Consider the following 265-nt stretch of genomic DNA (forward strand, 5'->3'; position numbering starts at 1 on the left):
AGAATGTTCGCCAGTATCGGCGAGAGCGGACCGCCCTGCGGCGCTCCTTTGTCCCGCTTTTCCACGTGTCCATTCTTCAGTTGCACGTCCGCTCTGAGAAATTTATGGATGAGCGAGATGACTCTGCCATCCTCGATTCTCTCGGAGAGTATCTGCACCATTTTCGCGTGGTTTATCGTGTCAAAGAACTTTTCGAGGTCCATATCCACGACCCATCTGTATCCCTTGTCAGCCGCGTCCAGCACGTCATAGATCGCGTTGTGCG

General features: G+C 53.6%; 1 protein-coding gene. It reads right to left on the minus strand.

The window, feature by feature from the left end:
• Window positions 1-265: reverse transcriptase domain-containing protein (locus GBM95_RS12155; RefSeq protein ID WP_264298115.1), on the minus strand; the 265-nt coding region annotated here is incomplete at both ends.

The sequence above is a fragment of the Sutterella seckii genome (assembly GCF_009183815.1).
Taxonomy (GTDB): domain Bacteria; phylum Pseudomonadota; class Gammaproteobacteria; order Burkholderiales; family Burkholderiaceae_F; genus Sutterella; species Sutterella seckii.